This is a genomic window from Actinoalloteichus spitiensis RMV-1378 (genome assembly GCF_000239155.1).
Taxonomy (GTDB): Bacteria; Actinomycetota; Actinomycetes; order Mycobacteriales; family Pseudonocardiaceae; genus Actinoalloteichus_B; species Actinoalloteichus_B spitiensis.
Genome location: NZ_AGVX02000252.1, coordinates 1 through 24,720 on the forward strand (window position 1 = coordinate 1; position 24,720 = coordinate 24,720).

24 protein-coding genes and 1 tRNA gene are annotated in these 24,720 nt (G+C 72.7%); 14 read left to right on the plus strand and 11 right to left on the minus strand.

All coding sequences use genetic code 11. The features are described 5' to 3' along the window. The coding region (locus ACTIDRAF_RS33790) for a hypothetical protein (protein WP_211215330.1) at positions 1-487 on the minus strand (487 nt) is incomplete at its 3' end. Next, positions 484-693 carry a hypothetical protein gene (locus tag ACTIDRAF_RS0212280; protein ID WP_016699040.1) on the minus strand — a complete coding sequence of 70 codons (210 nt, stop codon included), beginning with the start codon at positions 691-693 and terminating at the stop codon, positions 484-486. The genes ACTIDRAF_RS33790 and ACTIDRAF_RS0212280, both read right to left, overlap by 4 nt. 17 nt (positions 694-710) lie before the next feature. Between ACTIDRAF_RS0212280 and ACTIDRAF_RS35300 the strand changes: the two genes are divergently transcribed. The 3 genes from ACTIDRAF_RS35300 (at position 711) to ACTIDRAF_RS0212295 (ending at position 4,103) form a co-directional block, all read left to right on the plus strand. Further along, positions 711-989, plus strand: a complete 279-nt coding sequence (locus ACTIDRAF_RS35300) for a CocE/NonD family hydrolase C-terminal non-catalytic domain-containing protein (RefSeq protein WP_280956882.1) — start codon at positions 711-713, stop codon at positions 987-989. 253 nt (positions 990-1,242) lie between these two features. Then, positions 1,243-3,612 (plus strand): excinuclease ABC subunit UvrA, encoded by a 2,370-nt coding sequence (locus tag ACTIDRAF_RS0212290; protein WP_016699042.1) that lies wholly within the window; start codon positions 1,243-1,245, stop codon positions 3,610-3,612. Positions 3,613-3,716: 104 nt separating this feature from the next. Further along, a complete protein-coding gene (locus ACTIDRAF_RS0212295) occupies positions 3,717-4,103 on the plus strand; it encodes a hypothetical protein (RefSeq protein WP_026066031.1) in 387 nt (128 codons plus the stop codon). An 81-nt stretch (positions 4,104-4,184) separates the two neighbouring features. Here the strand turns inward: ACTIDRAF_RS0212295 and ACTIDRAF_RS0212300 are convergent, their stop codons facing one another. The 3 genes from ACTIDRAF_RS0212300 to ACTIDRAF_RS0212310 are packed head-to-tail and all read right to left on the minus strand — an operon-like array spanning position 4,185 to position 6,809. Next, a complete protein-coding gene (locus ACTIDRAF_RS0212300) occupies positions 4,185-5,132 on the minus strand; it encodes a hypothetical protein (RefSeq protein ID WP_016699044.1) in 948 nt (315 codons plus the stop codon). Further along, the gene (locus ACTIDRAF_RS0212305; protein WP_052168804.1) at positions 5,132-6,511 is read right to left on the minus strand and encodes a hypothetical protein; all 1,380 of its coding nucleotides are present in this window, start codon (positions 6,509-6,511) and stop codon (positions 5,132-5,134) included. Before ACTIDRAF_RS0212305 ends, ACTIDRAF_RS0212300 begins: the two co-directional genes overlap by 1 nt. Further along, entirely contained in the window at positions 6,504-6,809 is a 306-nt protein-coding gene (locus ACTIDRAF_RS0212310; protein ID WP_016699046.1) for a DUF6403 family protein, read from the minus strand. Before ACTIDRAF_RS0212310 ends, ACTIDRAF_RS0212305 begins: the two co-directional genes overlap by 8 nt. A 403-nt stretch (positions 6,810-7,212) precedes the next feature. Between ACTIDRAF_RS0212310 and ACTIDRAF_RS28520 the strand changes: the two genes are divergently transcribed. Then, positions 7,213-7,539 carry an ArsR/SmtB family transcription factor gene (locus ACTIDRAF_RS28520; RefSeq protein ID WP_039787009.1) on the plus strand — a complete coding sequence of 109 codons (327 nt, stop codon included), beginning with the start codon at positions 7,213-7,215 and terminating at the stop codon, positions 7,537-7,539. A 160-nt stretch (positions 7,540-7,699) separates the two neighbouring features. Here the strand turns inward: ACTIDRAF_RS28520 and ACTIDRAF_RS0212320 are convergent, their stop codons facing one another. Then, complete coding sequence (locus ACTIDRAF_RS0212320; RefSeq protein ID WP_016699048.1) at positions 7,700-8,080, minus strand: GatB/YqeY domain-containing protein; 381 nt, start codon at positions 8,078-8,080, stop codon at positions 7,700-7,702. Between the two features lie 98 nt (positions 8,081-8,178). Between ACTIDRAF_RS0212320 and ACTIDRAF_RS0212325 the strand changes: the two genes are divergently transcribed. Together ACTIDRAF_RS0212325 and ACTIDRAF_RS0212330 are read left to right on the plus strand one after the other, a co-directional pair. Next, the gene (locus ACTIDRAF_RS0212325) at positions 8,179-8,808 is read left to right on the plus strand and encodes a TetR/AcrR family transcriptional regulator (protein ID WP_016699049.1); all 630 of its coding nucleotides are present in this window, start codon (positions 8,179-8,181) and stop codon (positions 8,806-8,808) included. Positions 8,809-8,984: 176 nt separating this feature from the next. Continuing rightward, complete coding sequence (locus ACTIDRAF_RS0212330) at positions 8,985-10,490, plus strand: carboxylesterase/lipase family protein (protein WP_016699050.1); 1,506 nt, start codon at positions 8,985-8,987, stop codon at positions 10,488-10,490. A gap of 410 nt (positions 10,491-10,900) precedes the next feature. On the opposite strand, the gene kdgD is transcribed toward ACTIDRAF_RS0212330, so the two are convergent. Then, a complete protein-coding gene (gene kdgD, locus ACTIDRAF_RS0212340; RefSeq protein ID WP_016699052.1) occupies positions 10,901-11,821 on the minus strand; it encodes a 5-dehydro-4-deoxyglucarate dehydratase in 921 nt (306 codons plus the stop codon). Positions 11,822-11,926: 105 nt separating this feature from the next. On the opposite strand from kdgD, the gene ACTIDRAF_RS0212345 reads away from it, so the two are divergent. From ACTIDRAF_RS0212345 to ACTIDRAF_RS0212350, 3 genes are all read left to right on the plus strand, one after another. Next, positions 11,927-12,832 carry a LysR family transcriptional regulator gene (locus ACTIDRAF_RS0212345; protein WP_016699053.1) on the plus strand — a complete coding sequence of 302 codons (906 nt, stop codon included), beginning with the start codon at positions 11,927-11,929 and terminating at the stop codon, positions 12,830-12,832. A 392-nt stretch (positions 12,833-13,224) separates the two neighbouring features. Next, on the plus strand, positions 13,225-14,109 hold the full coding sequence (locus ACTIDRAF_RS35575; protein ID WP_211215331.1) for an ABC transporter substrate-binding protein: 885 nt from the start codon (positions 13,225-13,227) through the stop codon (positions 14,107-14,109). Between the two features lie 3 nt (positions 14,110-14,112). Next, on the plus strand, positions 14,113-14,670 hold the full coding sequence (locus ACTIDRAF_RS0212350; protein ID WP_016699054.1) for a dihydrofolate reductase family protein: 558 nt from the start codon (positions 14,113-14,115) through the stop codon (positions 14,668-14,670). 142 nt (positions 14,671-14,812) lie between these two features. Here ACTIDRAF_RS0212350 and ACTIDRAF_RS0212355 read toward each other — a convergent pair whose 3' ends face one another. Further along, complete coding sequence (locus ACTIDRAF_RS0212355) at positions 14,813-15,565, minus strand: LysR substrate-binding domain-containing protein (RefSeq protein ID WP_016699055.1); 753 nt, start codon at positions 15,563-15,565, stop codon at positions 14,813-14,815. A 58-nt stretch (positions 15,566-15,623) separates the two neighbouring features. Between ACTIDRAF_RS0212355 and ACTIDRAF_RS0212360 the strand changes: the two genes are divergently transcribed. Next, positions 15,624-16,016: a DUF5997 family protein gene (locus tag ACTIDRAF_RS0212360; RefSeq protein ID WP_026066032.1), complete on the plus strand. Its 393-nt coding sequence runs from the start codon at positions 15,624-15,626 to the stop codon at positions 16,014-16,016. Positions 16,017-16,662: 646 nt separating this feature from the next. Here ACTIDRAF_RS0212360 and ACTIDRAF_RS28525 read toward each other — a convergent pair. Next, complete coding sequence (locus ACTIDRAF_RS28525; RefSeq protein ID WP_016699058.1) at positions 16,663-18,051, minus strand: DHA2 family efflux MFS transporter permease subunit; 1,389 nt, start codon at positions 18,049-18,051, stop codon at positions 16,663-16,665. A 99-nt stretch (positions 18,052-18,150) separates the two neighbouring features. On the opposite strand from ACTIDRAF_RS28525, the gene ACTIDRAF_RS28530 reads away from it, so the two are divergent. Further along, the gene (locus ACTIDRAF_RS28530) at positions 18,151-18,804 is read left to right on the plus strand and encodes a TetR/AcrR family transcriptional regulator (RefSeq protein WP_039787007.1); all 654 of its coding nucleotides are present in this window, start codon (positions 18,151-18,153) and stop codon (positions 18,802-18,804) included. Between the two features lie 191 nt (positions 18,805-18,995). Here ACTIDRAF_RS28530 and ACTIDRAF_RS0212380 read toward each other — a convergent pair whose 3' ends face one another. Next, positions 18,996-19,619: a TetR/AcrR family transcriptional regulator gene (locus ACTIDRAF_RS0212380; RefSeq protein ID WP_016699060.1), complete on the minus strand. Its 624-nt coding sequence runs from the start codon at positions 19,617-19,619 to the stop codon at positions 18,996-18,998. 132 nt (positions 19,620-19,751) lie between these two features. On the opposite strand from ACTIDRAF_RS0212380, the gene pdhA reads away from it, so the two are divergent. Genes pdhA through ACTIDRAF_RS0212395 form a run of 3 tightly spaced genes read left to right on the plus strand, consistent with a single transcriptional unit; the run spans position 19,752 to position 23,148 of the window. After that, complete coding sequence (gene pdhA, locus ACTIDRAF_RS0212385; protein ID WP_016699061.1) at positions 19,752-20,855, plus strand: pyruvate dehydrogenase (acetyl-transferring) E1 component subunit alpha; 1,104 nt, start codon at positions 19,752-19,754, stop codon at positions 20,853-20,855. Next, positions 20,852-21,862 carry an alpha-ketoacid dehydrogenase subunit beta gene (locus ACTIDRAF_RS0212390; protein WP_016699062.1) on the plus strand — a complete coding sequence of 337 codons (1,011 nt, stop codon included), beginning with the start codon at positions 20,852-20,854 and terminating at the stop codon, positions 21,860-21,862. The genes pdhA and ACTIDRAF_RS0212390 overlap by 4 nt, the downstream gene beginning before the upstream one ends. Further along, positions 21,859-23,148 carry a dihydrolipoamide acetyltransferase family protein gene (locus ACTIDRAF_RS0212395; RefSeq protein WP_016699063.1) on the plus strand — a complete coding sequence of 430 codons (1,290 nt, stop codon included), beginning with the start codon at positions 21,859-21,861 and terminating at the stop codon, positions 23,146-23,148. The genes ACTIDRAF_RS0212390 and ACTIDRAF_RS0212395 overlap by 4 nt, the downstream gene beginning before the upstream one ends. Positions 23,149-24,314: 1,166 nt before the next feature. Here the strand turns inward: ACTIDRAF_RS0212395 and ACTIDRAF_RS0212400 are convergent. Further along, a tRNA-Leu gene (locus ACTIDRAF_RS0212400) sits at positions 24,315-24,388 on the minus strand. Positions 24,389-24,720: the final 332 nt, after the last annotated feature.

Consider the following 24,720-nt stretch of genomic DNA (forward strand, 5'->3'; position numbering starts at 1 on the left):
GGTCGTGGGCGGCCCGGGCCCAGTCCGCCCACGGCCCGCCAGCCCGGGTCCGGCCGCCGCGGCCATCCGGTCGAGTTGAACGACGTCGAAGTAGCGGAACCGCACGGGGAACAGTTGGATCCCCTGGGCGCTGATCAGATGTCTGCTGGCTGATGACCTGCTCCGCCGCGTCCAGCCGTGCCGCCAACAACACCACGTAGGAGGCGTCCAGCAGCGAGGTCTCGGCGTGCTGGTCGGCGACGAAACTTCTCCCTCCCCGGCTCCCAGGCCTCCAGCACCAGCCGCTCGCCCGGCCGCAGCTGTTCACGTGCCCTCCGCAGGTACGCGACCTGGCCCTCCTCGGGCAGGAGGTTGCCGAGCCCGCCTGGAGCAGGTAGATCAGGCCGTGACGAGCGGGCGGGTCGGCGGTCAGCATGTCGCCCTCGACGACCGTGGGCAGCTCACCTGCGGGTTTGGCGCCGAGCGGCGCCGCCATCGCGGCGCTCACCCCGATTCCGTGCGCCTCCCGGCTGGTGTGCGGGCGAGGGGGATGACGACACCACCCGTTCCGACGTCGGGTTCCGGCTCCGGGCCTTCCGTGCCCAGGGACGTCAGGAACCGGACGATTTCCCCAGTCTCGTCCTCGTCCGAATTCGGGAAGTCGAACACGGGGGCCATCGCGTCCCCGCAGGTGCTCGCTGTGCGGTGGTCCATTTGCGTTTCCCTTCCCGATGAACGCGCCGATCGAAAGGCTCGCCGGGGAAAGAAATCCGGTTCCGCCGAAGCGGACCCAACAGCGGCCGCCCTCACCCTGGGACCGGACCGGTGTTCGCAACCGCCATTCGCCGTACCGCCAGCGCGACATGATCCCTGACCACGAGTACGTCTTCCGGTGGAACGTCGACGCGACCGACCGGGTCCTTCCGCGGGGACACCGCATCGGTGTCGTGCTCATTTCCACCGACCCCGAACACACCCTGCGGTATCCGGCTGGCACCAGGTCTCGGTGAACCTCGACCGGAGCCGGCTGCGGTTGCCGTTGCTGGACCAGTGATGTCCAACTCGTCGGCTCCAACCCGATATCTTGGGGAGATCTGCGGCCCACCCCGTCCTGTGGCGCCCTTCCTGATTGGAGTACAACCGGTGACGACGTCGTCCCGTCGCGCTGTCCCACTCGACGTATCCCAGGGACACATCGAAATCCGGGGTGCCCGCACGCACAACCTCCGCGAGGTGTCCCTGCGGATTCCCCGAGGAGCCCTCGTGGCCTTCACGGGCGTGAGCGGCAGCGGGAAGACCTCGTTGGCGATCGACACTCTGCACGCCGAGGCCCAGCTGCGGTACCTGGAGGGGATGTCACCCTTCGTCCGCCAGTACATCACCGTGCGGGACCGGCCCCAGGTGGACCGCATCACCGGTCTCGGCGCGACACTCGCCGTCGACCAGCGCCGGCTCAACCGCAACCCCCGGTCCACCGTCGCGACCCTGACCGGAGTGGACGGCTACCTCGGCCTGCTCTACTCGCGACTTCCCGCGCTCACCGACCCGGCGGCGGGCGGCCTGACCACCTCGCACTTCGACCGCCACTCCCCGGAGGGGCGCTGTCCGGAGTGCCACGGCATGGGCGGGCTGCTCCGCGCCACTCCCGACCTGATCATCACCGACCAGGACCGCCCGTTGACCAAGGGCGCCTCACCCTGGTTCGAGAAGTGGCGGTCCAACGAACACGGGGTGATCCCGGCCCTGGCCGAGAAGCGGGGCGTGGACCTGGGCCTGCCCTGGCGGGAGCTCCCCGCGAGCTTCCGCGCCGAGGTGCTCCACGGCACCGGGGACGAGGCCATCGAGGCGAACGTGACCGTGGCGATGCGCAAGGAGAACTCCGAGGTCACCTTCTCCTCCAACCAGCCCATGCGGGGCGCGCTCGCCGAGGTCGAACGTCTCTACGGCGCGGCGGGCAGCGAATCCGCCAAGCAGCGCTACGCGAAGTACATGCGCCTGACCTCCTGCTCGACCTGCGGGGGCAGCGGTCTCGGGGACACCGCCCGGGAGGTCACCCTCGGCGGCATCAGCTACCAGCGCATCGCCGACCAGGAGATCCGGGAGGTCCAGCGGTGGTCGGCCGGGCTCCCGGACACCCTGACGGCCAGCCAGCGCGAGGTGGGTGGCCCGTTGCTCGCCGAACTCGACAAACGGCTCCACCTGCTGGAGCGGCTCGGGCTCGCGCACGTGCAGCTCAGCCGCAACGCCACCTCGCTGTCCGGAGGTGAGCTGCAACGCACCAGGTTGGCGGCGCAGCTGGGCACCGACCTGTCCGGCATCGTGTTCGTCCTCGACGAGCCGGGTGCCGGCCTGCACCCCGCCGACAAACGCCACCTCCTCGACATCACCGGGGAACTGCGGGCCTCGGGCAACACGGTGCTGCTCGTCGAACACGACCCCGAACTCGTCGCGCGCGCCGACTGGATCGTGGACCTGGGGCCGGGAGCCGGCCGGCAGGGCGGCACCGTGATCGCCAGCGGAACCCCCGCCGAGGTGAGCGGGGTCGCCGAGTCGGTCACCGGGCGCTACCTCACCGGGCGCGGCTCCCGGGTTCGCCGCGCCTCCCGGCCGGTCGGCCCCGGGACCCGCTGGTTGTCGCTGCACGGCGTGAAGGTGCACAACGTGCTCGCCGAGGAGGTGCGGTTCCCCCTCGGCCGTCTGACCTGCCTCACCGGCATCAGCGGCAGCGGGAAGTCGAGCATGCTCAACGACGCGCTGGGCGGCGGGGTCACCGCCGCCCTGGCCAGGCGGACCTGCGAGGCGGTGCGGGAGGTCGACCTCAACGGCATCTCCTGGGCCGCCGTCGTCGACCAGGAACCCATCGGCCGAACCCCCCGGTCCAACCCCGCCACCTACACCAAGGCCTTCGACGCGATCCGGGCGCTGTTCGCCGGGACCGCCCAGGCCAGGGACGCCGGGCTCACGGCGTCGTCCTTCTCCTTCAACGCCTCGGGTGGACGCTGCGAGGAGTGCACCGGGTACGGTCGCCGGCTGGTCGACATGCACTTCCTGCCCGACGTGTGGGTGACCTGCGAGGCGTGTGACGGCCGCCGGTTCACCCCCGAGGTGCTGGCGGTGACCTACCGCGACCTGACCATCCACGACGTCCTGTCGCTGACCGTCGCCGAGGCAGCGGAGGTCTTCACCGGTCCGGCGGCCCTGAGCAAGGTCCTCGACGCCATGCGGCGCGTCGGCCTCGGCTACCTCCAGCTCGGGCAGAGCGCCACGGAGCTCTCCGGTGGTGAGGCGCAACGGTTGAAGCTGGCCACGGCCATCCAGAAGGGCAGCGCCAGCCGGTCCCCGGGTCTGGTGGTGCTCGACGAGCCCGTGTCCGGCCTGCACCCCGCCGACGTGCAGCGCATGGTCGACGCCTTCGACCTGCTGTTGGACGCGGGCAACACGGTCGTGGTCGCCGAACACGACCTGCACGTGGCCGCTGCGGCCGACTGGCTGATCGACATGGGGCCGGGAGCGGGCAGCGGTGGCGGGCGGGTCCTCGCCGAGGGCACTCCGACCGACACCGCCAGCGCGACCTCGCCCACCGCCAGCTACCTGCGGCGCATCGCCGAGGACCGGCCGCTGCTCGACGGCTGATCCCGCCGGGCGGGTCCCTCGCCCGACAGGTCTGAGGATCATCCCCGGTGGGCCGTCCGGCCCCGAGCCCCGTCCGCCGCTCAGCCCTGTCCGCGCCCCCGGTAGTGCAGACGCATCTCCGGCGAGGAGTCCAGCAGTGCGTCGAGCGTGCCACCGCCTCCACCTGGCCGTCCTTCATCAGCACGATCTGGTCGGCCCGCTCCAGGACCGCTGGCCGGTGGGACACGGCGAGGCAGGTGACCGGCTCGGCGAAGACCCGCCGCCACAGCTCCCGCTCGATCTCCACCTCCAGGGCACTGGACAGGTCGGCCATCACCAGCAGCGAGGCGTCCCTGGCGACCATCCGCGCCCCCGGCCGTCCGCTGGATCTGCCCGCCCGACAGCCGCACCCCCCGCACACCGACCTCGGTGGCGAGACCGTCGTCCAGCCGTTCCAGGTCCCGCTCCATCACGGCCGTGTGGGCCGCCCGCTCCGCGCGACCCTCAGGTGACCTCGGCGCGGCGGGTGGTGACGGGCAGGCGGCGACGCCGGTCGGGGGCAACCGTCGGCAGGCCGACGGGTCCGGCGCGGCTCAGCGAGCCAGGATGAGGTCACGTTCCAGGTCGTCGCACCGGCGGCTGAGCTCGTCCACGCGGGAGACGAGGTCCTGCCGGTCGGTCTCACCGCGCGCGTCCGCCTCGGCGATCCGACGGAGCAGCACCGCGAAGTCCGAGGCGATCGCGCGGTACCGGTTGGCGAGCCTCCCGCGCCGGTTGCGCTCCCGTTCCAGTTCGGACCGGCGGGCAGCGGGGACACGACGGTCGAGGTCGATGATCCGCTGGGCGAGGACGGCCGCGTTCGCGCTCAGGGCACTGCGCTCGTCCCGCGCCGCGTCCCGACGCCGCTGACGTCTGGCCGCCACCCGGCCCGCCCGCAGGGACGTCAGGTACACCCCGGTCGACCCGAGGACCACGGCGCTCAACGCCGCCGCGGCCACCAGGTAGCGGGGCAGCGAGGGGCTGATGATCCGCGCACCGTCCGGCACCGTGCCCGACCTCACGAGCAGGTCGTAGTTGACCGCCACCACCTTGAGCGCGTTCAGCGGCTGGTCCACGAACTGGCCCACCCCTCTGCTGATGATCATCTCGGCGACGAATCTCCTCCCGAAGCCCTTACTGTCACCGTCGGGCAGCAGGGCGCACCCGTAGTGGTCGAACTTCTCCCGGTCCGCGTCCGGGCTGAGGAACAGCACGACGTTGCCGTCAGCGGCACCCTTCACGCCGTCGCAGGCGGCGCGCATGTCCGCCTCCGGTTCGAGGAGCGCCACCACCACCCGCCGGTTGCCGAGGATGCGTTCGGCCCGCTCCTGGTCGAGGTCGTAGCTGGGTGCCGCGTACACCGACGACGTGCGCACCTGCCTCGCCACCGGATTCGTCACGTCCCCGGCGCCGGCGGACCACAGGGCCCAGCCGGCCAGGCCGAGGCACGCGAGCAGCGCGAGGCCGAAGGGGGTGCCGAGGAACGTGCGGAGCCGCGTCATCATGCGAGCCTGCCCTGGAGGTAGACGTTCGGGCGGTAGTCCGTGCGGCCGACCGCGCGTGCCGTGTCGTCGAGTTCGGCCTCCGCCTGGTTGAGCAGGGTGTGCACGTGCTGGTCCGGCAGCTTGTCGTTGAGGGCCTTCCGCGCCCCTTCCAGCGCGGCCAGGCCCCGGGTCAACGGTGTGTCCCCGTCGCGACCGGTCAGCGCCGACACCTCGATGGCCAGTGCGGTCAGGCCGGCGAGCCGGGCCGCCGTGTGCCCTTGTTGGAACTGCCTCGGGCGGGTCACCGGTCGCAGCACGGCCCGCACCGACAGCGCGAGGAACACCAGGACGCAGGCGGCGAAGATCCACGGCAGCGCGGGCATCGTCACCCGGAGCGGGTCGAAGGGCTGGTAGGGGAGTGGCCGGTCGAACAGACCCGCGTAGCGGACGTCGGTCACCCGGTTCAGGTAGGCGTGTAGCACGTTGGACTGCGGGTAGTCGTACTTGCTCAACCGATCGTTGAGCTGACCGTAGATGCTGGCCGTGACGACCGACGCGAAGTCCTCCTCGTAGGGACCGCGGTACTCGACCCACGACCCGTACATGACCACGATCGGGCGGTCCGGGAACTCCGCGGCCAGCGCCGTCGTGTAGTCCGGCACCGGCTGGTCCGCCTCCTGCTGGGGGAAGACCGCGTAGAGGGCGTCCCCGTCGGGGAAGGCCGTGGCGGCCGCCTCGGGGAGGGCGTCCATCGTGCTGCCCTCGGCGGTGTGCAGCCCGGTCTCGCGCAGGTCCGCCGCGACCGGGCCGAACTCCTCAGCCGTCGGTTCGCGCCAGGCGATGGTGTCGTCCTCGCCGTCCTCGTCGTCCTCGGTCCTCTCGCCCCGGAGCTCCCGGAGGAGGAGGGTGACCGAACCGGTCACGTCCCCGGTGGCGAACCTCTTCCGCCAGCCGTCGAAGTCGTCGGGCACGGCCTGGTACAAACCGCCGGAGACCTCGGTGCCGAGGACTCGGACCGTGGCGTTCTCGACCTCCCGGACCCGCTCCCGTTCGTCCTCGTCGAGCCCGGGCGGGGCGATGAGGATCCGGGCGTCGGTGCCGCCGATCTCCGCCCGCACCCGGTCCTCGTCGATGTGGGCGATCGAACCGGGCAGGCGCACGATCTGGTTGTCCGCCACCATCCGCGTCATCTCCTCCACGGACGGCACCGTCGCGTCACTCAACTCTCCCGCTTCCCCCTCGGGAACGGGATCGGCGGAGGAGGGGGACTGCCCGTAGCTGACGTCGATGGTCGCCCGGCCCTGGACCACGAGGAAGATCGTCAGGACCACGACGGCGACACCGAGCGCACCCCAGCGCAACCATTCGAACCACACACGGGCTGGCCCGTCAGTCACCGGAAGCCTCCCGCCACAGCCGGTCCGCGCGCCGTGCGTACTCGGCCGTCGTCGCGGCGGCGTCCGGGCCGCCCCGGTCGGCCGCGATGAGCTCGGCCCGGGTCAGCAGCCGCTCGGCCTCCTCGACGCGGACGGGGGCGGCGTCCCGGCTGACCGTCGCGCGGGCGATCTCCGCTCGTGCCGTCGACCACGCGGTTCGACGGCGGAGGGCGCGGGCCCTCCGCTGGGGTAAGAGCGTCGCGCCGACGCCCGCCGCCACGAGCACGACGGTGCCCGCGATCCAGATGAGCCAGTGCATACGGGGCCACTCCAGGTGCTGAGAACCGACCGAGGCGCGTAGCGCGTCCCCGGATTCTGCCCGATGACCTGGACGTTCCGTGGTGGAATCGCATGCTGTCACCGTTGGTGACCAGGCAGCTTGGAACCAGTGACAGTCCGATGTGGACATCCGGGTGCTCGTGCTCGGGGATGGCGAGTTCCGGTGGGTGAGCCGAACGGCCGGCGCGCGTCCCGGGGGTCGCGCGCTCCACGCGGTGTCGGCCGCCGGCGACGGCGGTGGCCTGGCTGACCTCGGTTCCCCGAGCGGAGCACGGTCCGCGCCCCGCTGCGTCAGGGCCTCCCACCGGCGGGACCTCGGGGTGTGCTCCGTCCCGCGCCCATCGCCGTTGATTGATGTCGGGCGGGCGGCGGATACTGACCCGGTGCACGCCTTCGACGTTCTCGGTGATCCGGTGCGGCGCCGGATCCTTGAGCTGCTCGCCGACGGGGAACTCCCCGCCGGCGCCGTCGGGGCCGTCGTGCAGCGCGAGTTCGGCATCTCCCAGCCCGGGGTGTCCCAGCACCTCCGGGTGCTCCGGGAGAACGGTTTCGCCACCGTCCGGGCCGAGGGTGTGCGCCGGTTGTACTCGGTCAACCCCGAGCCGCTGCGCCAGATCGACGACTGGCTCGACCGGTACCGCCACTTCTGGCACCAGCGCCTGGACGCCCTGGGCACCGAACTGGTCCGGGGCCGGCGCGAGCGCGACTAGGGCACCGGTCCCCGCAAGGGACGCGGGGCGGCGTTCCGGCCCCACCCCGCCCTGCCGCCCAGGTGCTCGCCGCTGCGGGAGCGCGTGATCCGAACCGCCCCGGCGTCCTCCCGAACGATGGGCTTACCGGCGTGCACGAACGCGCGGCGTGCCCTTCTCCTCAGCCGTTCGCGGACAGGTGGTGGTGGAGCACCTCGGCCTCCGCGCGGAGCCGCTCGGCGTGCTCGTGCCGGCCTCCGTGCTCGTAGGCCGCCGCCGCCTCTCGTCGTTCCCGCGCCTCGTCCTCCACGATCTCCCGCTCCTCGGCGACCGTGAGCTGACGTCGGTCCACCTCCGTCGAACCCGGGCCTGCGGTCGTTCCGGCGACGTGTTCGCTGGTGGCGGCCGCGCCGGGCGCGACGCCAGGTCCGCTCGTCGACGGCGGGAGGGGAACGGCCCCGGCGTTGTCGATGGCGGCCAGCGCGGAGCGGAGCGCGGCGATCGCGACCCGGTCGCGGGCCTTGAGGGCGGTGCTGAGGGCGTCGCGCAGCGTCGAGCGCACGGTGGGCTCCCTTCGGGGTGTGGGCTCGGTGCTCGGGGTGTCGCCCGACCGGCGTCGCCCCGACGGGCCCAGTTGCGATACGATCATATGATAACCATGTGCCTCGTATCGTCGATCATGATCAGCGCCGCACCCAGATCGCCCGGGCGTTCCAACGCCTGCTCGCCGCCGGGGGTTTCGCGGCGGTGTCCTTCTCGCGGGTGGCGGCCGAAGCCGGTGTCTCCGTCGGGTTGATCCAGCACTACTTCAGCGGGAAGGAGGCCCTGCTGCGCTACGCCTACGACGACGCGACGAGCGGTCTCGGCTACCGCGTTCGGCGACGGGTCCGCTCCCTGGAGGCGGCCGGTCGACCCGTTCTGGAGGTGCTGGTCGACAGTCTCGTCGAGTTGCTGCCGCTCGACGAGGAGCGTCAGGTCGAGTACCGCGTCCGGAGCGCGCTGTGGTCCCAGGCCGCGCACGACCCCGGCCTCGCCGAAGTGGCCAGGAGGTCGGGGGGTGACCTCCTCCGCCATGTCACGGACGTCATCGTCGGCGGTGTGCGTCGGGGCGAGGTGAGCACCCGGCTCGACCCCGAGCACGCCGCTCGCGCCGTGCTGGCGACCGTGCAGGGGCTGGCGGACCAGGTCGCGTTCTCGGGTGCCGACGCCTTCCCCGCGCGGGACGTGCTGCGCTCGGTCGTCGCCGGGGTGTTCGCGGGTTCGGAGACCGGCCCTCGCGAGGTGTGGTGAGGCGGTCCCGGGGGCGTCGGGATGAGGAGCGCCACCGGCATGTGCTTGTATGACAATATGTTCGTATTGTTCAGTCTCGGTGCGGCGCGGGCTGGTTGGCCCGTCCGGGCAGCCCGCACCGGCCACCCCCTCCCGGGCGGCGGAGTCCGTCCCGTCGTGGCGAAAGAGCAGCGGATATGACCGAGCACGTCCTCGTCCACCTGAGCACCGGCCCGGTGCGTGGCCGCCGGCTCGACGGGCGCTCCTCGTTCCGCGCGCTCCCCTACGCCGCGCCGCCGCTCGGGGAGCTGCGCTGGCGCGCGCCCCGACCGGTGGCCCCGTGGTCCGACGTCCGCGACGCCACCCGCCCCGGCCCGCCGGCCCCGCAGCTGGCGCGGTCCTTCGCCGAGGTCCCCTCCCTCGACGAGGACTGCCTGACCCTGGACGTCACCGCGCCCGAGGGCGCGGACGGGAGACCGGTGGTCGTCTGGCTGCACGGGGGCGGGGGCACCAACGGTGGCGCGGCCGGCCGGGACGCCCACCGGCTGGCCGTCACGGGTGACGTCGTGGTCGTCACGCCGCAGTACCGGCTCGGGGTGTTCGGGTGCTTCGCCCACCCCGGACTTCGGGACGGTGGGACCTTCGGCCTGCTCGACCAGCAGGCCGCGCTGCGCTGGGTGCGGGACGAGATCGACCGGTTCGGCGGCGACCCGGGCAACGTGACGCTGGCGGGCGAGTCCTACGGCGCCCTGATGATCGCCGCTCACCTGGTGTCCCCCGCGTCCGAGGGGCTGTTCCACCGCGCGGTCCTGCAGAGCCCGTTCGCCGTGCTGGGCACCACCACCCCGGCGAACGTGTTCATCCCCGGGTTCCCGGCGCTCCCGCCGCGCTGGATCGCGGCCGAGGACCTCGACCAGCTGGGAGCGGCCGTCGCCCTCGACCGGGGCTGGGTCGAGCCGGGAAGCTCGCCGGACTCCGCGCTCGACCAGTTGCGGCACGTGCCGGTCGCCGACCTGCTCACCGTCTCCGACGCCTTCATCCGACCGGCCTTCGGCGGCCCCGTCCTCCCCGAATCGCCCGCGACCGCCCTGGCCGCCGGGCGCTTCCAGCGGGTACCGCTGGTGGTGGGTGCCGCCCGCGACGAGGCCCGCTTCTTCGTCGGTGTGTTCGCCGAGCTCGTCGGCAGCCCGGTCACCGCCGACCGCTTCCCGGCCCTGCTGGCCGAGGCGTTCGGGGACGCGGCGGCGGAGGTCGCGCGGCGGTACCCGCCGGAGCGCTACCCGACGCCGGGCCTGGCCTGGGCGCGGATCAGCACCGACCGTGCCTGGGCGTGGCCGACCTGGCAGCTGGGCCGCGCCGTGGCCGCGCACACTCCCACGTGGTTCTACGAGTTCGCCGACGAGGACGCGCCCCCGCTGGTACCGGTCCCGGACTTCCCGCTCGGCGCCTACCACGCGGCAGAGTTGGCGTACCAGTTCGATCTGGCCGGGGTACCCGCCCTGACCGAGGGGCAGCGGGCCTTCGCCGAACGGATGAACCGGTACTGGGCCACCTTCGCCGCCCACGGCGACCCGACCCACCCGGACCTGCCACCCTGGCCCGACCACTCCACCGGCCACGTCCAGTCCCTCGCCCCCGACCGGATCGGCGGCGTCGACTACGCCGCCGACCACCAGCTCGACTTCTGGGAGCGCATGCCCTGAGGTGCTCGCCGCTCCGGCGCGCCTCGTCGCCAGTCGGGTCCGAGCGTCCCGGTGTCGATGCCCGACGGTTCTCGCCGGCCGCCGGGCGACGGGCTGGCCACCGCCCCGACCTGTCAGGCCCGTCGAGGCGGTCGCCGGCCGCGCGTGCGCTGCCTGTGGCCGGCGGCCGGGCTTCCCACGACCAGGTCGCGAACCTCCGCCACCATGGGCGTGCGGGCGGGACCACCCGGGACCTCCCACTCCGGTGCGCCGTCGTCGCCCGGCCAGGCCGAGCAGGTGCCCAGTGCTCCACCCGCGTTCGGGAGCGTGCCGTCCCGCACGACCAGGCATGCCCCTAGCCGGTCACCACCGGGGCCCTGACCGGCCGGTGCCACCGGAGGCCTCCCGCCGCGGCTCGGCCACGCCGGTGGTCACCGTCCCCCCACCCGGTCCACGAGGCGGGCGAGCTCGTCCCGCTCGGCGTCGCTGAGGTCGGTCAGCGGCGGTCGGACGGGGCCGGCCGGACGCCCGACGACCGAGAGCCCCGCCTTGACGATCGACACCGCGTACCCGGCGCGCCGGTTCCGGATGTCGAGGTAGGGCAGGACGAAATCGGTGAGCCGGCGGTACACCTCCTCGGTCCGCCGCGCCCGCACGGCGCGGTAGAAGCCCTGGGCGAACTCGGGCAGGAAGTTGAAGATCGCCGACGAGTAGGTGGTGACCCCCATCTCCAGGTAGGGGAGCGCGTAGGTCTCGGCCGTCGGCAGACCCCCGATCGACAGCAGGCGGTCACCGAGCCGGGCATGGATCCGGGTCATCAGGTCGATGTCGCCGACACCGTCCTTGAACCCCACGAAGTTCGGGCAGCCCTCCGCCAGTTCCCGCACCGCGTCGAAGCCGAAGGCCGCGTTGGCCCGGTGGTAGACCACCACCCCCAGGTCGGTCGCGGCGCACACGGCCCTGACGTGCGCGACGAGTCCCTCCTGGGAGACCTCCGTCAGGTAGGGCGGCAGCAGGAACACGCCGTGCGCCCCGGCGGCCCCCGCGTCCCTGGCCATCGCCACCGCCTGCGCCGTGCCGTAGCCAGCCGGTGCGAGCACGGGTGTCCCGTCCGGTGCGGCGGCGACGGCCGCGCGGACCACGCGGCCCACTTCCTCGGGGGTGAGCGCGAAGAACTCCCCGGTGCCACCGGCCGCGAACACGCCGGAGGCGCCGTGCTCACCCTGCCAGGAGACGTGGTCCCGGTAGGTGTCCTCGTCGAAGGAGAGGTCCGCTCGTGCGTGCGTGACGGGGAAGGAGAGCAGTCCCGAACCGAGGGTCGACCTCAGCTCCTCGGGTGCGAACAGGGGCATCGTCGACTCCAGGCTCGAAGGGCTGACCCGAGAGTAGGATCCGCATCCGATACCTGTCCAAGTCGAATACGGCATGTGGCAATACCTTCTTGGTATGGAGGCGCGATGTCCCCCCGGTTCACCCTCGACCAGCTGCGGGGTTTCGTCGCGGTCGCCGAGGAGCTCCACTTCGGGAGGGCGGCGGCACGGCTGAACATGACCCAGCCACCGCTGAGCCGGCAGATCCGCAAGCTGGAACGAGCCCTGGACGTCCAGCTGTTCACCCGGGACGCCAGGACCGTCGGCCTGACACCGGCCGGGGAGGTCCTCCTCGTCGACGCCCGCCGGATGCTCGGCCTGGCCGACTCCGCTCCCCTGACCGCGCGGAACGCCGCCCGGGGGACGGCGGGCAACCTCCACATCGGGTTCACCGCGGTGTCGGCCACCACGGTGCTCGGAGCCTGGATCAGGGCCATCGGAACCCACCTGCCCGACGTCCAGCTGACCCTCACCGAAATGGTGAGCAGGGACCAGGTCGACGCGCTGCTGGCCGGGCGGCTGCACCTCGGCCTGGCCAGGGGAGTTCCGGCATCGGAGCTGCTCAGCGCCCGGTGCGTCCACGTGGAGAGCCTCGTCCTGGCCTGTCCCCGAGGCCATCCCCTCAGCGTGCTGGGACGTCCCCCGACGCTGGCCGACGTCGGCCGGCACGACGTCGTGACCTACGCGCCGGTGGACGCCCGCTACCTGTACGAACTGGTCGTCAGCGTGTTCCACGATGCGCACGTCGAGCCCCGCTACGTCCAGCAGGTCGGGCAGGTCAACAGCCTGTTGGCGCTGGTCGACGCCGGGCTCGGCGTGGGCGTCGTGCCCAGGTCCGCCGCGCGGCTGCGCCTGCCCAACCTCGAGTTCACCGAGATCGACGGACTGGCGCCGGACGTGGTGCGCACCCACTGCCTCTGGCGGACCGAGCACGACAGCCCCGCCCTGCGTGCCCTGCTGTCCCTGCCGGAGACCCGCGACGTGACCTCCTGACGCCCCGCAAGGGCCCACTTACCGCCTGCGCCTACGAATGCGGACCGGATCCGCGTGCACGGACGAACGGCACGGCGCATTCCGCGCCCGCGCACCCCGCGCCGCCCCGCGGCTGCCGGACGCGACCGTCCGACCCATCGGAGAGGCATGCCGTCCTCCTTCCCCTCCCGCACGGCACCCGTTCCCCCCGCACCCGTCGTCGTGCCGCTGGCCGTCGCGATCCTCGCCGCCACCTCGTGCACCGTCGCGAACAGCGGCGGAGGCGGGGACGCCGGCGACACGCTCCGGATCGTCCTGGCCCAGGAACCCCCCCACGCTCGAACCCTGCGAGGCTTCCCTGACCGACACCGGTGTGGTGGTCAGGTCCAACATCGGCGAACCCCTCATCGAGCGTGATCCCGCGACGGGGGAGCGGGAACCCCTGCTCGCCACCGCCTGGCGGCAGCGGACGCCCACCACCTGGGAACTCGACCTCCGCCCCCGACGTCACCTTCCACGACGGGACGACCACGACCTCGGAGGACACCGCCTTCTCCATCCACCGGGCGGTGAACTCGGACCTGGCCTGCGACGTGGACGGCTACGTCTTCGGGGACGAACGCCTCGAACTCGAGGTCGTCGACGAGCACCGCCTGACGGTCACGACCACCGACCCCGACCCGATCCTGCCGCTTCGGCTCAGCTTCATCGAGGCCGTCCCCCGCACCACCAGCACAGAGGCGACGGTGCGGGAACCGGTCGGGACCGGGAGCCGCCCACCGGCCGCGCGGGCGCTGGGCCGGGTGGGGGTGTTGGCCGGGTCGAGTCCTGCCGGGTCATGGTCGCGCCCCGCGCGGGCAGGGGAGGCGGTCCCCACACGGACTGCTTCGGCCCGTGGTCACTCGCCCGGAGATCGGCCCGGCGGCGGGGCCAGGTGTCCGGGCGGCGGCCACGGCGGCGTTGGAGGCCGCCACGCCTGCTCGCTCTCCTCGAGGTCGGGCGACGGTGAACGCCGGTTCGAGGCCCCTCGGGTGGTCGAGGCGGCGGAACGCCGGGCGGAAGGGAAGGGGAGTGGGCCGGAGGGGCGACCTCCCGCATGCGATTCCGAGCCCACCAGCCGCGGTGCTGGTTACCCGATGCGAAGGTTCTGTTCGCAAGTGGTAGCTTGCTTTTCGCAAGTGATGGCACGGAAGCCTCGTTCGCTGCGGCATCCCCGTCGACGGTCCCCCGGGCTCCGCCACCGGGTTTCCGGGTGCCACGCCGGCTGGGCGTCCGACGCGACGAAAATGAAGTGGTGAGCGATGGGCAGGATCGTGGTGACGGAGTTCCTCACCCTGGACGGCAGGACGAGCGGCCCCGGCAATGACCAGAGCTGGGTGACGGAGACGTTCGACGGCGACATGGACGAGGAGACGCTCGCCCAACAACGCACCGTGGACCTGATCCTGCTCGGCAGGGTCACGTACCAGGAGTTGGCTGGCTACTGGCCGACCGTGCGCACCGACCACCCCGAGATCACCCGGCACATGAACGGCACCCCGAAGGCCGTGGTGTCGACAACCCTCGACCGCGCGCCGTGGGGTGATCACGCTCCCGCTCGCGTCCTCACCGACCTGCGGCGGGAGACCGTCGCCGCCGTGAAGCGCGAGGTGGCGGGTGACATCGCGGTCATCGGCAGCGCCAGCGTCGTCGCGGAACTCGCCACCCTGGACCTCGTCGACGAGTACAAACTCATGCTGCACCCCGTCGTCCTCGGTGGCGGCACACCGCTGTTCGAGAACCTCGACCGACGGCGGCTCACGCACACGAGGACGCGCACTCTCGACAACGGGGTCGTGGTCCTGCACTACGCCGCCTGACCGGCCACCCACGACGCCCAACGTCGAATCCCGAGCGTTCCAGGACCAGGCGAGCGCCGGTGGCCGGGCAATCGAGGACGCCGAGGTGGAGGAGCGGGTACCCGGCGGATCGCCGTTCGCGGGCAGCCGGAACCGCCCGGGATCAGCGACGGCGACCGCGACGACCCGACGGGCGGGGTGTACGGCGGGGACCTCCGCCCTTCCGGTTGCCGGCCGCCGGAGTCCGGCGTTCCCGACGATCGGTCGTTCCGCGTTCCGCCTTCGCGGGGGCCGGCTCCGGCTGGGGCCGGCCCCGGCTGCTGTTGACGGTGCGCCCCCGCACCACCCCGATGAACCGTTCCATCAGGTCGGTGGTCTCGACGTCCAACCACACCAACGCCACCCCCGACTCGGGTGCGTCGGAGACCGGGCGCCAGGTCAGGTCCTTGCGGTGGTGGAGGCGGGCGAGTGACTGCGGAACCACGAGGAGTCCGTCACCGGCCGCCACCCGCTCGAACGCCGCCGCCGTGGTCACCGGCCGCTCCGCCCCGGCCCGCCCCGGGGGCCGCTCCCACTCCAGCACGTCGTCCTGCGGGTGCAGCAGGACCTCGTCGGCCAGGTCCTCGCTCGACACCACGTCGGCGGCGGCCACGAAGTGCTCCTTGGGCACGACCACCACCGAGGTCTCCGCGTACAGGGGGATCGCGTGCAGGCCGGTGCGGTCGACGGGCAACCGGGTGACCGCCGCGTCCGCGCGGCCGTCCCGCACCAGCGCCACGGCCTCGGGGACGTCGACGGGGAGCACGGCCAGGGCGACCTCCGGGAAGCGTTCCTCCCAGATCCGCGCCCACTTGCCCGGGGTGACTCCCGGTACGTGTGCCAGTCTGAACGAGTGAGGTGCCTCCGGTCCTGCCACGGCGCCAGGTTACCGGGCGTGACCGGGCCCGCCAGCGGCGCTCGTTATCCTGGCGGGTATGACGGCACGGAAGACCCCGCAGACGATGAAGCCCGCTACCGCGGCGAAGAAGCTGGGGGTCTACCTCGACGCGACCCCGGCCGAGTTCCAGGAGGGGGTCGTCTCGCGGGACGAGCTGAACGCGCTCCAGGCCGATCCGCCGGACTGGCTGCGTGACCTGCGGCGCGACGGACCGCACCCCCGGCCCGTGGTGGCCGCCCGGCTCGGTGTCTCCATCAGCGGCCTCGCCAGGGCCGGGATCACCGACGCGCTCACCACGGCGGACATCAACCAGCTCAGGGCCGACAACCCCGACTGGCTCCAGCGGGAACGGGAGATCCGGGCCGAGACCCGGATGGAGGAGCAGCGCCTGCGGGAGCGGCACGCCGAGGACGGCGGTCAGCGCCGCTGACCGCCTCGCCGGGCACCGGAGCGAGGCGGGGCGTCGAGGGGGTGACGGGGTTCGACCACCGGCTCCGCCACCGTCACACCCCTCGGAGCTCCGAACGTGGACCTGGTGGCCGAACCTCGACAGCACCCCTGCCGGCTCCTGGTGCGGAGCCGCGCCCGGATGGGGTGCGACGTGAGTTCGATGGTGGCGGCGACGGCCGTCCGACTCACGCGACGGGTGGGCTCGGACCTCCTCGCGGGCGTCCAGCAGACCCGGGTGCCCGGACTCCCTCACCTGCTGGTGAAGCCGGCCCAGGGAGGACCACCGGAGTCCGCGCGAGGTTGACCAGGCGCGCCGGCGCCTTCCGGGGGCGGCATGCGGCGAACGTTCGCCTTCGGACTCAGCAGGGCCGCCGGGGCCCGGTCCGTCAGCCCGGCCACCGTGACCTCGCGGGACGCCACCTTCCCGTGTCGGCCCACCACCACGGCCGGCTACGGCTCGGGGGCGCGCGGCAGGGTCCCGAGGGCGGATCGGACGGAGGCCGGCTCGCCGGTCAGCGATGAGCCCACCCCAGGCCCGCCCCCTCCGGGGACCGGCGGGCGGTCGGGTGTGACCGATCCCGCCCACCGGTTCCGCTGGCCGTCCCGCCGCGCCAAGCCGGTCCGGCTCAGCCTCCGCTCGGACCGGCATCCGCGCTTCGGCGCGCCGGCTGCTCGGAGGAGCGGGGCCGGTTCGCGGGCGGCAGCCCGAACACCGCGACCATGACCAGCACGATCGCCGCGAGCGGCACCCACAGGGGGGCGGTGCCGGAGTCCGCCGTCCAGTGCGGACCGCCGACCAGCAGGGTCAGCACGGCGACACCGAGAGCGCCACCAATCTGGTTGACGCAGAAGAGGATGGTGCTGCCCGAGGCGATCAGCGCGGCGGGCAGCACGCGGTAGATGCTCGCGACGGCCGGACTGGCCACCCCGCCGAGTCCCACCCCCGCCGCCAGCGCGATGCCGGCGAAGGTGACCGTCGAGGTGTCCGGGCTGGTGCGCAGCAGCAGCACGAACGCCGCCGCCGAGACCCCCGTGCCGACCCACATGATGCCGCGAGCGCCCAGGCGGTCGCTCAGGACACCCGCCAGCGGCATCATCACGAGGTTCCCCAGGCCGTAGGGCACCATGAGCAGTCCCGCCGACGCCGCGCTCATCCCCACGACGCCCTGGTAGTACAGCGGGAGTCCGAAGAACATCGGGTAGATCGCGACACCCAGCAGCAGCATGATGATCACCGGAGGGACGAAGCCCCTCGAGGCGAAGGTGCTCAGGTCGATGATCGCGGCCGCCCCACGCGGTCGCGCCCAGCGGACGAAGACGAGCAACGCGAGGACCGCCGCCGCCAGGAGCGCCAGGGTCGTGCCGTCGAAACCCGCCGGCGTCGCCGCCCGGGACAGGCCGTAGAGGGCCAGGACCGACGTGAGGGCGAGGAGCCCGAGCCCGATGCCGTCGAGGCGAACGGAGTCCCCCTGCTCCCGGGGCAGGACGAGGGCGGAACCGGCCAACACCGCGACCGTGGCGATCGCGGGTACCCCGAAGACCCACCGCCAGTCGAGCGCGTCCGTGAGGGTGCCGCCCAGCAGGGGGCCGGCCATCGGCCCCACGGACATCACGGCGGCCACCGATCCCATCACCCGACCCATACGTGCGGGGCCGGCGGCCTGGGCGAGCGCCGTCAGCATCACCGGCTCCAGCATGCCCCCGCCGAGACCCTGGAGGGCGCGGGCCGTGATCAGGACGTCCAGGTTCGGCGCCAGCGCGGACAGCCCCGCGCCCACCCCGAAGACAGTGAGTGCCACCAGCCAGGTGGCGCGGACGCCGAAACGGGCACTGGCCCAGGCGCTCGCGGCGATCCCGACACCGGCGGCCAGCAGGTACGTGGAGGTGACCCACTGCGCGCTGGCGAGGTCGGCGCCGAGATCGGCCACGATCCCCGGGACGGTGACGCCCACGATCGTCGTGCTCAGCAGTGCCAACAGGCCACCGGGCACCAGGACGGCGGCGATCCTGCCCACCGCCGGACCAGGGGGAAACTGAGGAGTTTCAAGGATTGAACTCACGAGTTCAGTTTACGCACGAGTTCAGGGGAGTGGACCGTTCGGTACGATGGTGGGGTGACTCCGGCTGGTTCCGCGCAGGTGGACAAGGGTGAACGCATCCTCGGCGCTGCCCTGGAGGTCTTCGGGCGGGACGGCTTCGCCGCCGCGAAGGTCGACGAGATCGCCAGCCGGGCGGGTGTCGCCAAGCCGACCGTCTATCACCGGTTCGGCGACAAGGAGACCCTCTTCACCGAGGCGCTGCGGCGCGGAGCGGGGCTGGCCCACGAGCGGGTCCGCGCCGTGATCGACGCCGTCGACGTGCGACCCGCCGACCTGCGCGCCGAGCTGGAGGTCCTCGGCCACGCCCTGGTGGGTTGCGTGTCCCGGGAGGACGGCCTCGCCGTGTCGCGCCTCCAGATCAGCGAGCAGAACCGTTTCCCGGAGCTCGTGCGCGACCTCCGCATCGGCAACCGGACCCGCACCATCGACGCGCTCGCCGGCAAGCTCGCCCAGCTGGCCGCGACCGGTCGGCTGGTGCTCCGCGACCCGTCCCGGGCCGCCCAGCAGTTCATCGCCCTCGTCGCCGACGAGGTCCTGGCGAGCAGCGAGTACGGGCAGCGCGCGCTCAGCCGAGAGGAGGTCGACGGACCCGTCCGTGACGGCGTCGACACCTTCCTCGCAGCCTTCGCCGCGCCCGCCCCGCCCGCTGGCGAGGGGCAGCCCGCGTAGCGGCACCCCCGCGACCTCCCCGGAGGTCGGGTGCCCGCGCCGTGGGCCAGGCCCGGCTGGTCCGTGATCCCGTTCCCTCCCACCGGCGCGGCGGCCGGTCGGCCCGGTTCGTCGTGCCCGCCGCCCTGGATCGGCGGGCTCGGGACGGCGGGGGAGTGGAGTTCTCCCGCCCGGATCACCCCGCGGGGAGGTCAGCCGGCGCCGTCACCCTCGCCCACCACCAGTCGGAGCGCCGCCCTCGCGTGGCGCCGCGCCTCGGCGGGGGTGGGAGCGGGGGCCAGCCCGAGGAGTCGGCGTCGATGCGGTTCACCCAGCAGCAGGCCGAACAGCGCCTCGGCGCGACCGTCCGCCGCGGCGTCCGGTGGTGCGCCCTCGGCGTCGAGCAGTGATGAGAGGAGTTCGATGTAGCCGAGGGGGCCACTGGCGTAGAAGCGCTCGGCGAGACGCGGGAACTGGGGTGCCTCGGCGATCATCAGGCGGTGCAGTCCGACCGCCTCGTCGGAGTGCAGCACGAGGACGAGCCGGGTGGCCACGTCGGTGAGGGACTCGTCCTCGGCGGTGAGCTGGGCGAGGGCGCTCACGCGGAACCGCTCCACCGCCGCGGTGAACACCTCGGCCTTGTCGCCGAAGTACGTGTAGATGGTGCGCTTCGTCACGCGGGCGGCCGCCGCGAGCTCGTCGATCGAGGTCTGGCCGAACCCCTTGGCCACGAAGAGGCTCACCGCCGCGTCGAGGATCTGGTCTCGCCGGCGCTCGCGTTCCTCCTGCGTGGGGCGGCCCCGCTTGCGCCGTCCCGTCGCCTCCAGGTGGGTCATCGCCTGCCTCTCGTCAGCACCGTGCCGGGGTTGTCGGCCCGAGTGCCATCCTATAATGATACGAAGTAGTGTCATTTTTTGCGGGTCCCGCCCGACCGGCGGGGCCACCAGGCGCGGAGCGAGGAGTACACGATGGCCAAGCGCGGTCCCGCCGTGCGGAAACCGCCAGGGCAGCCCGGCCCGGTGGGGGAGGACGCCACCACTGACGACAGTCAGCTGCGGGAGTTCTACCGGCGGATGGTGTTCATCCGCCGGTTCGAGGAGCGCGCGGCACGCGCGTACACCCAGGCCGAGATCGGCGGCTACTGCCACCTCAACCTGGGCGAGGAAGCGACCGTCGTGGGCCTGATGTCGGCACTGGAACCGGAGGACTACCTCTTCACCAACTACCGGGAGCACGGGTACGCCCTCGCCCGGGGCGTCGAGCCAGGACGAGTGATGGCGGAGCTCTACGGCCGACGCGACGGTGTCTCGAAGGGGTGGGGCGGCTCGATGCACCTCTTCGACGGGGACGCCCGACTGCTCGGCGGCTACGGCATCGTCGGTGGCCAGCTCCCCCTGGCCACCGGAGCCGCCCTCGCCGTCGACTACCGGGGTGGCGACGAGGCCGTGGCCTGCGTCATGGGCGACGGAACGACCAACATCGGCGCCTTCCACGAATCCCTGAACATCGCGGCCCTGTGGAACCTGCCCGTCGTCTACGTCGTCGTGAACAACGGCCTCGGAATGGGCACGACCGTGGAGAAGGCGTCGGGCGAACCGGAGCTCCACCGCAAGGCCGCCTCCTACCGGATGTCCTCGGCCCGCGTGGACGGCAACGACCCGGTGGCGGTGCGCGAGGCGATGCTCAGCGCCCTCGCGAGCGCCCGGTCCGGGCGGCCCTTCCTCCTGGAGGCGGTCAGCTCACGACTGAAGGGCCACTCGGTCGTCGACCCCGCCAAGTACCGCACCCGCGAAGAGGTGGAGGCGCTCAGGACGAGCGACCCCGTCGCCGCCCTCGCGTTCCGACTGCGGGGCGAGGGCGAGCTGACCGACGAGGCGATCACCGAGATCGACGCGGAGGCCACCAGCGCGGTCGCGGCGGCCGTCGCCTTCGCCGAGGCCAGCCCACACCCGGCCGTGGACACGCTCTTCGACTACACCTACGCCACGCCGGTTCCCAACGACTCCCGGCGGCTCCCGGGAGAACCCCTGTTCGAACCGGCGCCCCTCCCACGGATCGGAGCTCACCCGTGAGCATCATGACCTACCGCCAGGCGCTCCGCGACACCCTCGGCAGCGAGATGCGCCGGGACGAGAACGTGCTGCTCCTCGGCGAGGAGATCGGTGTGTTCGAGGGCTCCTACAAGATCACGGCCGGGCTCCTCGCCGAGTTCGGCGAGAAGCGCGTGCGGGACACACCCATCGCCGAGGAGGGGTTCACCGGAGCGGCGATCGGCGCCGCCATGCTCGGCCTCCGACCGGTCGTGGAGATCATGACCATCAACTTCTCGCTGCTCGCCCTCGACCAGATCGTGAACCACGCCGCCAAGATCTACGGGATGTTCGGCGGGCAGGCCCGCGTCCCGCTGGTCATCCGCACCCCGGGTGGTGGCGGCCAGCAACTGGGCGCCACCCACTCGCAGAACATCGAGCTGTACTACGCGTTCGTGCCCGGGATGAAGGTCGTCGCGCCCTCCAACCCCGCCGACGCCAAGTCGCTGCTGCTGGCGGCGATCCGCGACGACGACCCCGTCCTGTTCCTCGAGAACCTGGCCCTCTACAACATGAAGGGCGAGGTGCCCGACGACGACATCCCCGGGGAGATCGGCCGGGCGGCCGTCACCCGCCGGGGCAGCGACATCACCGTCGTCGCCTACTCCCGGATGGCCGCCGTCGCCCTCACCGTCGCCGAACGGATGGCGGAGACCGACGGCGTCGACATCGAGGTCGTCGACCTGCGGAGCCTGCGCCCCCTGGACAGGGAGACCGTCGTCGACTCCGTGCGCAGGACCCACTGCGCCGTCGTCGTCGAGGACGACTGGCTCACCTACGGCATCGGCGCCGAGATCGCGGCCACCATCTCCGACGGCGCGTTCGACTGGCTCGACGCTCCCGTCCGCCGGGTCGCCATGGCCGAGGTTCCGCTGCCCTACGCCAAGACCCTGGAAACGGCGGCCCTCCCCTCCGCCGACGACGTCACCGCCGCCATCCGCCAGACGCTCGCCTCCGTCGGCCGTCGCGCAGGGAAGGACACCCCGTGATCGACATCCGCATGCCCCGCCTGTCCGACACCATGGAGGAAGGCGCCATCGTCGCCTGGCACAAGAAGCCCGGTGACGCGGTGGAGGTCGGCGATGTCCTCGTCGAGATCGAAACCGACAAGGCCACCATGGAACACGAGGCCTACGAGGCGGGAACCCTCCACGACATCCTCTTCCCGGAAGGCGAAACGGTCAGCATCGGCACCGTGATCGCCCGGATCGACGACGGCCGGGACCACCCGGTGGAGACGTCGGCGGAGGACGGCGCCAGCCCCGGAACCTCTCCGCCGGCCACCAGGAGTGGGCCGCCGGCTCCCGGAAGAGCTCCCGCCTCAGCGCCCGCCCCGGCGTCGCCCGAGGGGGGAACCACCTCCCCTTCCGCACGACGGCCGCTCGCGACGCCACTCGTCCGGCGACTCGCCCGTGACAACGACATCGACCTCAGCGAGATCACCGGCAGCGGCCCAGGCGGGCGGATCGTCCGAGTCGACATCGAAAAGGCTCTCGCCCGAGGAGCGGCGACGACCGGGCACACCGCTCCCCCTGACAGCGGCAGCGCCGCCGCACCGAGCGAGGGCGGCCCCACCCGAGCCACGGCGGTCCCCTTCGACACGACCCGCCGGGTCGTCAGCAGGAGACTGACCGAGAGCAGCAGCTCGGTCCCGCACTTCTCCGTCACCGCCGTCGCCGACGTCGAGGAACTCCTCGCCCTGCGGGCGCGGATCAACGCCGAGCTCGACACCACCGGCCAGCGGAAGGTCAGCCTCAACGACCTCATCGTCCGAGCCAGCGCCATCGCCCTCCGAGAACACCCCGGGGTCAACGCCTCCTACTCCGAGGAGGGCCGAGGAGCGACCCTGCTGCACGAGCACGTCAACATCGGCGTCGCGGTCGCCTCCGACCACGGCCTCGTGGTCCCGGTCATCGCCGACGCCGACCGCATGACGGTCTCCAGCATCGCCGTCGAGTCCAGGCGGTTGGTGGGGCTGGCGAAGGACCGGAAGCTGAGCGGAGCGGACATGACCGGCGGCACGTTCACGATCAGCAACCTCGGCATGTACCAGGTGGAGCGGTTCACCGCCATCATCAACCCGCCCGAGGGCGCGATCCTCGCCGTCGGAGCGGCGCTCCCCGAACCCGTGGTCGTCGACGACGCCGTCGCGGTACGCCACCGCATCCGCTGCACGCTCTCGGCGGACCACCGCATCATCGACGGTGCTCTCGCCGCGCGGTTCCTCTCGACGCTCACCAGCCTGCTCGAACACCCGCTGCGGATCATCGCCTGAGCCGGCGCGGGGTGGGACCGCTCCACGCCGGGTCCCGTCGAGGTCGCGTCCCACCCCGCCCCGTGCCCGACCCGGTCCTGACCGGGTGCTCGGGAAGCTGACGGGCCGAGCACCCGAATGCACTGCCCCGGGCTCGGCCCGAACCCGCCCGAGGCACTGGCCGGCCCGCCAGCCCCGATCTCGCCGTCGACCTGGGCGCGGCGCCGGACGACGTCCACCTCCACGCGGGGGAGGGACTGGCTTCGCAGACCGGGAAGGTCAGCCGCATTCCCCCACGTCCACCTCCAGGCGGAGTGAGCGCGGCGGCCTCCGCTCGGATTCCCCAGCCGAGGCCGGCCCCTCGCAGGTCCACCCCAGGTCCCGAACCGGACCAGCCTCGGCGTGAACCACCACAGTCGTGGTGGAGCCCCAGGCCGGCGTGCCGTCCGACTCGGGACCGGCAGTCGGCACCCGGTAGGCACGCGCCTCGCCCCGTCGACCCCGGCGGTCGCCGCATCAGCTCCGCCTCCCGGGGAGGAACCCCTGGCCCGTCGTCCGCACCGCCGGGCCATGCGGTGGGACGAACCGGGACCGCTTCACGGCACCGCTCCCACCGCGACCTCAGGAGCTCGTCGGGGACGGTCCCGCCGCCAGGCTGCTCGACGACGCCACCGAGGTCGTGTGAACCAACCCGGGGCAGCGCCGTGATCGGCGTCCCCTGGAACAGCGGGCGCGTGGGGAGGTGCGGCCTGCGCCCCGCCCCCCACCGCTGACGGCGTTGCCGCATGCGCACCTGAGCCGCGTCTCGACAGCTACGGATGGGCGACTGTTCCGCAACCTCACGGGTGGCGACCTGGCCGAGCCGACGACGGTGGGAGTGGGACAAGGCAACGAATGCGGACACCGGAGGAGTACGCCCCCGCCGTTGGCCAGCTGTCCGTGCGACTGCGCCACGCCTGCGTCTCGACGTCGCTCAGCAGTGGGGCGCCCTCCACCTAGCTCGCGGAACGGGCGGGGCACGCTGCACCAGATCTACGCCGCCCTCGGGCAGGACCGAGCGTGTCACCCCATTGTCGACAGGACCCCACACCTGCCCGGTGACGCCCGGACGCAGCCGGACGCCGACGCCAAGCGGCCCCTGACCAGAACATGCTGGTCAGGGGCCGTATCGCCCGGCGAAAGGCGAGTGCCCCCGGTGCGACTCGAACGCACACTGGACGGATTTTGAGTCCGCTGCCTCTGCCGATTGGGCTACGGGGGCGTTGCTGCCCTTACTTTAGCCAACCGCGCTCGCCCGGACGCAACCGGTCCCCGTTGGTGAGGCCACCCGCTCCCCGCTCTCGGCGGCCGTCGCGGAACCGCGGATCAGAACGCACCAGCCCGGCCGGGAAACCCCAGAAGCGGTGAGCCGGGCGCCGATCGGGAGCGGGCGCCGCCGACGGCGGGACGCCGGACGAGGGCACGACGCGTGGTGCCGTGCCGCCCGTGCCCGGGGAGGAGGCCCGCCCGCCTCTCCAGCCGGCACACCTCCAGCCTCACCACGACACCCGCAGCTCGGTCGGCCCCCGCATGACCAGCCCCCGGCGCCAGGGC